This is a genomic window from Pseudoalteromonas sp. 0802, assembly GCF_013350085.1.
GTDB lineage: Bacteria > Pseudomonadota > Gammaproteobacteria > Enterobacterales > Alteromonadaceae > Pseudoalteromonas.
The window spans coordinates 224,775-236,233 of sequence record NZ_JABVXE010000005.1; the positions used below are offsets into that span (position 1 = coordinate 224,775).

General features: G+C 43.8%; 9 protein-coding genes. 2 read left to right on the forward strand and 7 right to left on the reverse strand.

Annotation, left to right across the window (positions count from 1 at the left end; all coding sequences use genetic code 11):
- The first annotated feature begins 9 nt into the window (after positions 1-9).
- The gene (locus tag HUS61_RS11675; RefSeq protein ID WP_063529020.1) at positions 10-1,341 is read left to right on the forward strand and encodes a sugar MFS transporter; all 1,332 of its coding nucleotides are present in this window, start codon (positions 10-12) and stop codon (positions 1,339-1,341) included.
- A 30-nt stretch (positions 1,342-1,371) separates the two neighbouring features.
- On the opposite strand, the gene HUS61_RS11680 is transcribed toward HUS61_RS11675, so the two are convergent.
- From HUS61_RS11680 to HUS61_RS11705, 6 genes are read right to left on the reverse strand one after another with little or no spacing between them, the layout of a single operon-like run.
- The gene (locus tag HUS61_RS11680; protein ID WP_175082509.1) at positions 1,372-1,884 is read right to left on the reverse strand and encodes a hypothetical protein; all 513 of its coding nucleotides are present in this window, start codon (positions 1,882-1,884) and stop codon (positions 1,372-1,374) included.
- Complete coding sequence (locus tag HUS61_RS11685) at positions 1,877-3,571, reverse strand: GMC oxidoreductase (protein ID WP_175082510.1); 1,695 nt, start codon at positions 3,569-3,571, stop codon at positions 1,877-1,879. Before HUS61_RS11685 ends, HUS61_RS11680 begins: the two co-directional genes overlap by 8 nt.
- A gap of 13 nt (positions 3,572-3,584) precedes the next feature.
- On the reverse strand, positions 3,585-4,748 hold the full coding sequence (nagA, locus tag HUS61_RS11690; RefSeq protein ID WP_175082511.1) for an N-acetylglucosamine-6-phosphate deacetylase: 1,164 nt from the start codon (positions 4,746-4,748) through the stop codon (positions 3,585-3,587).
- Complete coding sequence (locus HUS61_RS11695; RefSeq protein WP_175082512.1) at positions 4,726-5,649, reverse strand: ROK family protein; 924 nt, start codon at positions 5,647-5,649, stop codon at positions 4,726-4,728. Before HUS61_RS11695 ends, nagA begins: the two co-directional genes overlap by 23 nt.
- A gap of 17 nt (positions 5,650-5,666) precedes the next feature.
- The gene (locus HUS61_RS11700) at positions 5,667-6,785 is read right to left on the reverse strand and encodes an SIS domain-containing protein (protein ID WP_175082513.1); all 1,119 of its coding nucleotides are present in this window, start codon (positions 6,783-6,785) and stop codon (positions 5,667-5,669) included.
- 23 nt (positions 6,786-6,808) lie between these two features.
- Positions 6,809-8,074, reverse strand: a complete 1,266-nt coding sequence (locus tag HUS61_RS11705; RefSeq protein ID WP_175082514.1) for a D-tagatose-bisphosphate aldolase, class II, non-catalytic subunit — start codon at positions 8,072-8,074, stop codon at positions 6,809-6,811.
- A gap of 274 nt (positions 8,075-8,348) precedes the next feature.
- On the opposite strand from HUS61_RS11705, the gene HUS61_RS11710 reads away from it, so the two are divergent.
- Positions 8,349-9,809 (forward strand): Gfo/Idh/MocA family protein, encoded by a 1,461-nt coding sequence (locus HUS61_RS11710; protein ID WP_175082515.1) that lies wholly within the window; start codon positions 8,349-8,351, stop codon positions 9,807-9,809.
- 55 nt (positions 9,810-9,864) lie between these two features.
- Here the strand turns inward: HUS61_RS11710 and HUS61_RS11715 are convergent, their stop codons facing one another.
- Complete coding sequence (locus HUS61_RS11715) at positions 9,865-11,313, reverse strand: amidohydrolase (protein ID WP_175082516.1); 1,449 nt, start codon at positions 11,311-11,313, stop codon at positions 9,865-9,867.
- Positions 11,314-11,459 lie beyond the last annotated feature (146 nt).

The window sequence follows — 11,459 nt, forward strand, 5'->3', positions numbered from 1 at the left end:
GTGACAAAAATGACAACACAAAGCTCACTGTTAGAGCAAACAGAACACACCAATCGCACGCAATTACTGCCTATGATGATTATAGGTGGCTTGTTTTTCTTATTTGGTTTTATAACCTGGCTTAACGGCTCCTTGATCCCATTTTTACAAATGGTCTGCGATCTCAACCATATTGAAGCTTATATGGTGACACTGGTGTTTTATATCGCCTATACCGTGATGGCACTGCCAAGCGCTAAGATTTTGCAAATATTCAGCTATAAGCATGGTATGTCGTTTGGTTTAGGTACCATGGCATTTGGTGCACTGTTGTTTATTCCTGCGGCACAAATTCAGGCTTACTGGTTGTTTTTGGTTGCCTTATTTACTTTAGGTAGCGGCCTTACCTTATTACAAACCGCTGCGAATCCTTACATCGTGCTTATTGGCTCTAAAGACACAGCAGCCGTGCGCATTAGCATTATGGGTATTCTCAATAAGAGTGCTGGTGTGGTGGCTCCATTGCTCTTCTCAGCGATTGTATTTAGCGACATTGCCAACTTTAGCCCAGAAGCTCTGGCTCAATTAAACAGCATTCAAAAGCAATTACAGTTACAAGAACTGGCTAATCGTTTAATTACTCCTTACCTTGTAATGGCAATCGCATTAGCAATATTAGCGGCGTTAATCATGCTGGCCCCGCTACCTGATATTGAACAACCAAAAACCAGCAACAACAGCGAGAGTAAATCAGTCCTGCAATTTCCACACTTAGTTTTAGGCGTGATAGCCCTATTCTTTTACATAGGTGCAGAAGTCATTGCCGGCGACACTATTGGCCTTTACGGCAAAGAACAAGGGGTATTGCAGTTCGCAGAACTCACCTCTTACACCATGGGCTTTATGGTGCTAGGTTATGTTTTAGGTATCGTATTAATTCCTCGCTTTTTTAGTCAGCAACAGGCGCTGATATTTTCTGCGTTAAGTGGTTGTGTGTTTTCACTTGGTATCATTTTGATTGAACCGCAACAAACTGCGATTGCAAACGTAGTGCTCTTTTGGCTTGCTGATAACAGTTTTCCAGATACCGTGTTATTTGTTGCATTACTTGGCTTATCGAATGCGCTGGTATGGCCGACCATTTGGCCTATGGCCCTTGCAAATCTTGGCGATAAAACCCAAACCGGCGCGGCATTACTGATTATGGGGATTTCAGGTGGTGCGCTATTGCCTTTGGTATACGGTGTATTTGCAGAATATACGGGCAATGCACAACAAGCTTACTATCTGTTGATCCCTTGCTATGCGTTTATTCTTTATTACGCACTGATTGGTCACAAACTAACAAGTTGGCGTAAGTAACGACATGGGCAGGCTTAGTTGTTTTAATATTTAACTAGCCTGCAATTTTTCTGATGTGAAATAGCCCAGTAGCAAAAATTCACGCACGGTAAAAATACACTTATAAATTAAGTACTCGTCATGCTTATCAGGGCTCACTTCTGAAAGAGATAAGGCTTGCTGCGCTATTATGCGCTGTTGCTGCAGTGAAGAAATAGTAAATAATCCTGTGAGTTTATCTGCTAATTGCGACGATGAAAGAGCACCTTCTGCAATCAGCTCTGCGCCTTTTAAGCATGCCGTACGCTCAGTCGTAGTTAGTGTATTTGCTAGCATTAAATCTGTGAAAGCGACTAAATTAAAATACAGCTGTTCATTTGGCTCCAGTTCCAAAATAACCGCCTGCATTTGCGTGACCACATCCCGGTGAGCCGCTGTTTTAAGCACCTCAAAATGATTGTCATCCACTTTATCAAATAGCTGAGTCGCAGCCACTGGCGTAATAGCCGCACCGAATAATGCTGCTAAACATTTAATAGCATTTCGCCTTTGTAGATCAGCCATTGAACACCCCATTTTGATAATGTCGTGCAGCATGATCGGCGGCTCTTGCAGTAAATGCCATATAGGTTAACGAAGGGTTCTGATAACCCGACGAGCACATAAACGAGCCGTCAGTGACATAGACGTTACGCACACTGTGAATTTGGTTGTAACGATTAAGCACTGAGGTTGTAGCATCATGTCCCATGCGCGCAGTTCCCATTTCGTGGATGGCTTGCCCCGGCGCTGAGCCTTTATCGTACGCTTGTACATTTTGATAACCAGCTTTGCTGAGCATCTCGACGGCTTGCGCTTTCATATCCTCGCGCATGCGCTGCTCGTTTTCAGCAAATTGACAATCAAAATTAACTAAAGGTAATCCCCATTGATCTTTTAATACCGGATCTAAGCTCATTTTATTACGATGATAAGGCAGGCATTCACCAAAGCCTATTAATGCAACTTGCCAAGGCCCAGGTTTGGCAAGCTCTTCTCTAAAAGCCTTACCAAAGCTAAGTTCTTTAAAGCCCCGTCGCCAATCTTTGCGTGTTGCGTATCCTTGATAGCCATAGCCGCGAATAAAGCTATGCTGCTCACTATCATCAAGGTTTCGAAAACGCGGAATATGAAAGCCTACGGGTCTGTCGCCATCATTAAAGTCATCAGCAAAGCCCCTAGGCTCGCCAGTTGCGCCAACCCTAAAATGGTGATCCATGAGGTTATGGCCAAGCTCTCCACTATCGTTCCCTAAACCATTAGGAAAACGTGCAGAGGTTGAATTTAATAACAAGGCTGTTGTGGCTACCGTTGATGCACAGCAAAAAATGATGTTCGCTCGCTCGATACGCTCTTTTTTAGATTCAGCATCAATTACTTTCACACCTGTGGCTTGCCCGCTATCTGGATTGTAAATAATCTCTTTGGCAATGGAGTGAGTCTGAATAGTGAGTCGCCCAGTACGCATCGCTGCAGGTAAGGTCGAGGCTAAACTACTAAAATAACTACCGGTTGGACAACCTCGCATACAGCGGTTGCGCTTGCTGCATGGAGCACGACCTTGCTCAGGCTTGGCCTTAGTTAAATGCGCAACTCGCCCGATGGTGAGGTGACGATTAGAGTAATGAGTCAATAAACTTTGTTTAAGCTGCTGCTCTACGGCATTAAGCGCAAAAGGAGGTAAGTAAGGTCCATCTGGTAGCTGAGCTAAGTTCAGCGCTTCGCCAATAACCCCGATGTAGGCTTCGACTTTATCGTACCAAGGCGCTATATCTTTGTAGCGCACAGGCCAATCTACGCCGAGACCATCTTGTTTGTTGGCTGCAAAATCTATATCACTGAGGCGCAAGCATTGCCGCCCCCAAGTTAATGAGCGCCCACCAAGATGATACCCTCTGATCCAATCAAAACGCTGAGATTCTTGATAAGGGTGCTGCAAATCATTCACAAACCAGTGTTTTATTGATTGCTTAGTGGCATAGCCAGTGCGTGCTTGTTTAGCTTGATTCTGTTTTTCTAGTAGGCTGGGCCTGTCGCGAAATGGCAGTTGCCAATCATCTTTAAAGGCAGTGATATAGTCTGTACCGTGCACAACCTGCCTGCCACGTTCCAGTAACAGTACATTGAGCCCTTTTTCGGTTAGTTCTTTAGCAGCCCAGCCGCCAGTAATGCCACTGCCAATAACAATGGCATCGAATACTTTTGCCTGCATTCTCACTTAACTTTTAAAAGATTTGCTTACCCGCACAGATCGTTGCTTGAACAGAAAAGTCTTTATCGAGCAGGGCAAAATTGGCCTGTTTACCTACCGCAATACTGCCTATTTGCTCCGCTTTATTTAAAAACTCAGCGGGTACTAAACTAGCCATGTTAGTTGCTTCGACTAGGCTTGCGTCGGTTAGGTTATAAAAACGTTCAACGCCAACTTCCATGGTTAATGTACTGCCCGCTAAAGAGCCGCTCTCAGTTCGCGCAACACCTTGCTCAACCACAATAGGAAGCTCACCTAAACGGTAGCGACCATCTTGTAAGCCTCCGGCGCTCACGCAATCTGTGATCAGAGCAATTTTATCTGCCCCTTTTAAACGGTAAACCATGTTCATGATGCTCGGGTGCAAATGAATACCATCAGGAATAAGCTCAACCATGGCATCGTTGTCCATCAGTAATGCGCCAGTACAGCCGGGATCACGATGATGAATACCGCGCATACCATTAAAAATATGCACACCACCGCAGGCACCATGAGCAAGAGCTTGTGTTGTTTGCTCAAAATTAGCATCTGTATGACCCAGCATCACACGCACACCTTTATCGGTGATATAGCGGATCATATCGGGCGATTTAAGTAGTTCTGGCGCTAACGCAAATGAGCTTAAGCAACCTTCACATGCGGCATAAATTTCATCAAATCGCTGTTTAGTAAGCTCTAAAAAAAATGACTCGTTATGCGCGCCTTTATGCGCTTCTGCAAAGAATAAACCTTCGTTATAAGCCCCTAGCAACTGCGCCCCAGCCAAGCCTTTTTGATAGGCACTCGCCATATTTTTATAAGCTTGAATTGAGACGTCCCAGTCTGCAGTCACCGTTGTGCCAACAAAACCCGTTACGCCATGCTTTGCTAAAGAACGAGAAATAGTCTCTAGTGATTCTGGGGTGCCGTCCATAATATCGCAGCCTTCACGGCCATGAATATGTAAATCGATAAAGCCCGGAAATAAACTGTGCTCACCTAAATCTATTACCTCGATCTCGGGCGCTATTTGCGTGGTAATGGCAGTAATTTTACCTTGCTCGACCAAGACCACATGATCGAGTAAAACCGCATCAGCAGTCACCACTTTTGCGGCTTTTAAGTAATAGCGATTAAGATGCGTTGGAATTAGCATGAACACTTCCTATTATTGCAGCGCCTCTTACGCCGCTAGAATCACCAAATTCTGCACGCTTCACGTCGGGCACGGCAAAACCTGAAAATAAATGAGTTTGAATTGCGTCAGGGAGCTTTTCTACAATTGCATCAATGAGCGACAACCCCCCCCCAAGCACGATAACTTCTGGGTGCAAACTTTTACTAATGGCAGCAAAGGTTTCGCCAAGAATATCTAAGTAACAAGCGAGCACCTTTAAGGCTTGCTCATCACCTAGTTTAATATCGTTTGCCCATTCAATCGCAGATTTAGGAGATTGCGTAATATGTTGATACAAGGTTTGTACACCAGGCCCAGCAATATAACTTTCGACGCAGCCATTTAAACCACAGCCGCACTTTAAAACTGGCAGCTGGTATTTTTGTTGTAAATACGCAGACAGTGGTAAATGGCCGTACTCCCCTGACATGCCCAAACCTTGATTAAACAAGGTTCCATCAATGCACATACCACCCGCCGCACCAGTGCCAACAATGGCACCGAATACTCGGCTATAACCTTCACCAGCTCCGCCATTAGCTTCTGATAAGGCAAAACATCGAGTGTCATTTAATATCGCAACAGGGCGTTTTAATAATACTTGAAGATCGTTGGCAATCACTTTGCCTGTGGCACACGGCACATTAGCCGACAACACTTTACCTTCATCATTAACGATACCTGGCATACCGATGCCCACCGCACCTTGGCAACCCGATAGCTCATCGGCTTTGAGTACCTGCTGATAAATTGCGTGCAAAAATTGCTGATAGTCATCAGTTGGCGTAGTAATACGCCAACTTTGCTGTTGCTCTAAATTATCATTAAAAATGGCGGTCTCTATTTTTGTACCACCAATATCGAGTCCGTAAACAGCCATATTTTACCCAACACTACTTAGCGAGAAGTTAATGGGTAAATAGTTACCCCTTTTACAACACGGTTAACTTCGCCCGTAGGACAAGGATTATCAGGTGTTAAACCGAGTGACATTGATTTATAAAATGCAAAAATCTGACAATAGACAATATAATACAGACCTTGCCAAACATCATCTAGCTCGACCAGTTCAGTATTTAACGCCAGCTTTTTAACCGCTAAACATTGTTGGTCATTTAATAGTTCATTAAATAAATCAGTATCATACAAACTGCTATAAAAATCACTTGAGGCCATTAACAACACTGCGGTTTTATCATTAATGATGGTTTTAGGACCATGACGAAAGCCAAGAGGGGTTTCAAAGTAACTAATTAAATCCCCATTGGTCAGCTCTAAGCACTTTAAGGCCGCTTCTTTCGCATAGCCAAGTAACGAGCCTGCCCCTAAAAACACCAAACGTTCAATATCAGTTTGCGCAAAGCCCTTGATCTCTTCAAGTTGCGTTTCGAGTAGCTGCTCTGTCTGCGTAGCCACTTGTGCAAGCTGGTTAACATCAGGGGTAAAAATACATAAGGTTGAAAGCAGCATTGAGGTGAAACTGCTGGTCATTGCAAAGCTTTCATCTAAGGTTTCTTTTGGCATAAGTACACTAAAACTATTTTTTTTAGCTGCCGCCCTTTTAGCTAATTCACCATTGTCATTACAGGTAATGACTAAGTGATAGCACTTTTCAACAACTTGCTCTGCGATATCAACCGCCGCGACACTTTCAGGGCTATTACCTGAACGCGCATAAGAAATAAGTAAAGTGGGTGTGCTCTTTTGTAAAAAACCATGGGGGTTAGACACAATGTCGGTGGTGCTAACTGCGCGCACATTTAAATCAGTTTTAGCTGTTAAGTGAGGTGCTAATACCTCGCCAACATAGGCTGATGTGCCAGCCCCCGTTAATACGATTTGTAATTCTTTTAATGCCAAAATTGGCGCTAAAAATGCGTTTATTTCTGCTCGATGCGTTTCAATAATAGCCGCCGTATTGCACCATGACTCTGGCTGCTGAGAGATTTCTCTTGCTGTCCAATAAGCGTTTTGTTGCTTAAGCTCTGTTTCGTTTAATGATAAAAACTGCGTCATAATTAATTCTCTCTCAACACCACTTATTGATTACAAGCACGCGAATAGGTATTCGTGACTTCCATTATTTTATTAATTACTAACTCACGGGGTGATGAGTTAATTTGGCCATTGATCAATGCCTTATATTGCGCTGGCATAAATTGGCTAAGTAAAGTTTGTGGAATAATTTGCCCTTCTAAGTTGGCAAATAAAGTTTCTACTGTTTGCTTTATTTCATCTTCAGGCCAGTAGTAACGAATACGGTCGCTATAACTATAAGCTCTAAACAGCTTAGCTTCAGCACCTTGTGTTGGGTAAAACTTATTCCAGTAATGTGGTTTTTCTAGCATGATACGCTCACACACATCACGTAAATTAGAACGCTGACCAGCTTCGACTAATTGATCTTCAATATAAGATAACGCAAACAACCCTTCGCGTAGCGCATAGGTAAGCTGTGGACCCACTTTCAATATGGCAAAGTGATCTTGCACCAACTCGTGATAGCAACGATCTGGCTGATAGTCGGTAGAGTGAGCTTCATAAACAAGATTATCGACAGTGGTGATAAACTCTTTCAGTTTTTGCGCTTCATTACGTTGGTAATCAAAAACTTGATGGTTATCAAATTCAACTCCTGGCTGCACAACAACAGCAATAACACGCGACCAGACATCGCTTATGTTTAAGTTAGCAAATGCAGTCTGATGTAATTCGATTGTTTGCTGCACTCCCTCAACATGGGATACCTCAATAATTTCATGTTCTTCTGTAGCGCCACCCGGAGGAGGAACCTCAGTACCCACCACATAAAGAATATCGTTATCTTTTGCTACCGACTCAGCGGCTTGGCACATCAACGCTGCACGTTTGGCAATTTCTGCATCAGCTAAACGTTCTCCATCGTCAGCGCATGGCATACTGGCATCTAAATGAATTTTCTTAAAACCAGCGCTTGCATAGGCTTTTACTAGTTCAACAGCTTTTACCATTGCAACGTCTGCAGGCTCATTTACCCAACACACGGGCCCTAAGTGATCACCCCCCAAAATAATGCGCTGGGTATCTAACCCTACCTTTTCGGCTATTGCATGAACAAACTCAACGAAGTCATGGGGCTTCATTCCTGTGTAACCACCAAACTGATTAACTTGATTCGCCGTAGCTTCAATTAAAATTTCGGTGTCATCATTGAGAGCTTGCAACATTGCTGCTTCGATAACGAGCGGGTGTGCACAACACACAGAATAAATACCCTGCGCTTGCCCTACTCGATTGTTATTTATAATCGTTTTTAATGCATTCATGGTTGTCTCCAAGCAGCTTACGCTAATGGTTAGATACGTGATTTGAAATTACATTAGCACAGCGCGAAACGCTGCGCAACAAAACGAAAGATAACGAAAGATACAAAATAAGTTAAAAACACGCTTCCCACAGTATTTTATAAGGATAAAAATGATAAAACCCAAAGTTACGAAAGAATTTGAAAGCATTTAATTGTAATTGACTTTGAGTTGCGATATAACAGAAACAACTGAAACCCACTATTAAAATAATCTCAGTGATTTAGGTATCGTTATGACAATAGATAGACGTAGTTTTTTAAAATCTGCCGCAGCCATTACCGCCGCGACAGTCGTGACTGGCTGTGCGAAAAGCCAACAAGGTGATAATCAAAACACACCACTTACAGCACAAGGTAAAAGCGTAATGGGCTTAGCTGTGCCAGCAATGGATGTGGTACGTGTTGGTTTTATTGGGGTTGGTCAACGTGGTAGCGGCCATGTTAAACATCTTTGCCATATTGAAGGTGTTGAAATTAAAGCTATTTGCGATACAGATCAGCTAATGCTAGATAAGTCTGTTAATTATGTTGTTGAAAAAGGCTTACCTAAACCAACTGCTTATACGGGTTCTGATAAAGCCTATTTAGACATGCTTGCTCGCGATGACATCGACATTGTGATCATTTCAACCCCTTGGAAATGGCACACACCGATGAGTGTTGAGACCATGGAAAGTGGTAAGCATGCCTTTGTTGAAGTACCTGCAGCAACCACGATGGAAGAGTGTTGGCAACTAGTAAACACTGCTGAGCGCACACAAAAGAACTGCATGATGATGGAAAACGTTAACTACGGCCGTGACGAGTTAATGGTTTTAAACATGGTTCGTAAAGGCGTATTTGGTGAGTTACTGCATGGTGAAGCTGCTTATATTCATGACCTGCGTTGGCAAATGAAAGAAATTGACCGCAGCACAGGTTCTTGGCGTACTTACTGGCATACCAAGGTAAACGGTAACTTATACCCAACCCATGGTTTAGGCCCAGTTTCTCAGTATATGAACATCAACCGTGGTGACCGCTTTGATTTTGTTACATCAGTCAGCTCACCTGCACTTGGCCGCGCAGCTTACGCAGAGCGTGAATTTCCTGCGGGCCACGAACGTCGCTCACTGAAATTTACTGCTGGCGACATGAACACCAGCATTATTAAAACAGTGAAAGGTCGTAGCATTATGGTTCAGCACGACACCACAAGCCCGCGCCCTTACAGCCGCCATAACTTAATTCAAGGTACTAATGGCACATTTGCTGGATTCCCTAACCGTATTGCTCTTGAAGATGTGCCACCAGCCATCGCGAAAATTTACCAACAGCAATATGAAGTCGAGCTCGCTGCCTGGGAGAAAGCAGGTTCACAAGGTCGTAAACCACATATGCAAAACTTCCATAGCTGGGATCAAGATATGGAAAAATGGCGTGCTGAATTTGATCACCCACTGTGGAAACGCATGGGTGAAGAAGCTGTTCGTAACGGCGGCCACGGTGGTATGGACTTCATTATGCTTTGGCGCATGATCTACTGCTTACGCAATAATGAGCCACTCGATCAAGATGTATACGATGCCGCAGCATGGTCATCAATCTTCCCGCAAAGTATGGCATCAGTTGCAGATAGAAGTAACAGCAAAACGATTCCAGACTTTACCCGTGGCGCTTGGCAAACAGGTAAGCCACTAGGGATTGTGTCTTAACACTTCCTCTCCATGGAACACTAAAAAGCCCGCCCTTTGCCCTGCGGGCTTTTTTTTAATCCTTCTTGCTAGCGCGTAAATCTAGCGCTGGCGCTCTATCGCCTATCTGAGGGTAATACTTTACGTCCCCTTTACGCTGTTTAAACTCTGCTTTCGCTTTTTCAATTAAACTCGGATTTTGGTATAACTTTACTGCGCTCAAAGCAAGGGTTTCAGCGGCAAGAATCATCCCTTTGTGGCCAATCGAAGTACCACCAGAAGCAACTGCCTGCCAACTATGAAATGCTGTTCCTGGTACCCAGGTTGAAGCAATCAGGCCTGCCGTTGGTACATTCCAACTCACATCACCAACATCTGATGAGTAAGTGCCTGCATGCACCTCATCGCTTAAAGGCATAATTTGCTTTTCACGACCAATTATTGACTCTGCTTGCTTGCCTAAAGTAGGACGGATCTGCTCTGCAAACGCCTGTTCTTTTTTAGAGTATTCAATACCACCAAACTCACTCATGCTTTCGTGCATAACATGGGCTAACGTCATATTAGGTAAAATATCCCATACTCCCGACACGACTTCCCATTCTGCTTTGGTGCCCGTACCGAGCGCAGCTGCTTTTGCGGTGTTTTCTAATCGCTGCCAAAGCTCTGCGAGATCTGCGGCTCTTGGCGTACGAAGGTAGTAATAAACCTCTGCAAACTCAGGCACAACATTAGGTGCACCACCACCATTAGTAATCACATAATGAATACGCGTATCAGAAGGCACATGCTCACGCATCATATTAACCATATAGTTCATTGCCTCGACACCATCGAGTGCTGAGCGGCCTCTTTCTGGCATCACGGCGGCATGCGCAGCAATCCCTTTAAAACGGAATTTTGCCCCTTTGTTTGCTAATGACGATGTCGCATCTGCATTGTTTTGTGATCCGGCATGCCAATGTAGAGCAATATCAACATCATCAAACAAACCATCACGGACCATATACACTTTACCTGCTCCACCTTCCTCAGCAGGGGTACCATAAACCCTTACTTGCCCTTGCGTACCTGTTTCTTCAAGCCAGCGCTTGATTGCCATTGCAGCTGTCACAGAGCCACCAGCAAATAAGTGATGGCCACAGGCATGGCCTGCTTGTTTACCTGTAATTGGGGAGTGAGCAGGTTGCGCGTCTTGCGATAGCCCTGGCAAGGCATCCATTTCAGCCAAAATACCAATCACAGGGCCTGAATCACCATAACTTGCTACGAAAGCAGTTGGCATACCTGCAACGCCTGATTGAATGTCAAAACCAGCATCTTTAAGAGTTTGCTGCATTAACTCGCTACTTTTATGCTCTTGAAATCCAACCTCTGCCCAGTTCCATAAATTATCAGCAATATTAATCGCGGGCTTTTTAAGATCATCAAAATAACCACTAACACGCTGTTGCTCATTACTTGCCTGTGCAGACTGAGAAACTAAAACACCAACAGCTAGCATACTTAATGCTAATTTTTTCATCGGACTTCCTATTTATTATTATATGATTTAACACCTTCCCCCTCATCCTAAGCACATTTTTAAGTCGCTACAATATTACATTTTAAATATTTAGCCCTTTTTGTTTATATAGATAAAGAATTATGAATTAGGTATGCAATCGATGA

Bases quoted from the DNA above. Each gene is read 5' to 3' on its own strand.
- HUS61_RS11675 (WP_063529020.1), top strand. From the start codon at position 10: ATGACAACACAAAGCTCACTGTTAGAGCAAACAGAACACACCAATCGC.
- HUS61_RS11680 (WP_175082509.1), bottom strand. From the start codon at position 1,884: ATGGCTGATCTACAAAGGCGAAATGCTATTAAATGTTTAGCAGCATTA.
- HUS61_RS11685 (WP_175082510.1), bottom strand. From the start codon at position 3,571: ATGCAGGCAAAAGTATTCGATGCCATTGTTATTGGCAGTGGCATTACT.
- nagA (WP_175082511.1), bottom strand. From the start codon at position 4,748: ATGCTAATTCCAACGCATCTTAATCGCTATTACTTAAAAGCCGCAAAA.
- HUS61_RS11695 (WP_175082512.1), bottom strand. From the start codon at position 5,649: ATGGCTGTTTACGGACTCGATATTGGTGGTACAAAAATAGAGACCGCC.
- HUS61_RS11700 (WP_175082513.1), bottom strand. From the start codon at position 6,785: ATGACGCAGTTTTTATCATTAAACGAAACAGAGCTTAAGCAACAAAAC.
- HUS61_RS11705 (WP_175082514.1), bottom strand. From the start codon at position 8,074: ATGAATGCATTAAAAACGATTATAAATAACAATCGAGTAGGGCAAGCG.
- HUS61_RS11710 (WP_175082515.1), top strand. From the start codon at position 8,349: ATGACAATAGATAGACGTAGTTTTTTAAAATCTGCCGCAGCCATTACC.
- HUS61_RS11715 (WP_175082516.1), bottom strand. From the start codon at position 11,313: ATGAAAAAATTAGCATTAAGTATGCTAGCTGTTGGTGTTTTAGTTTCT.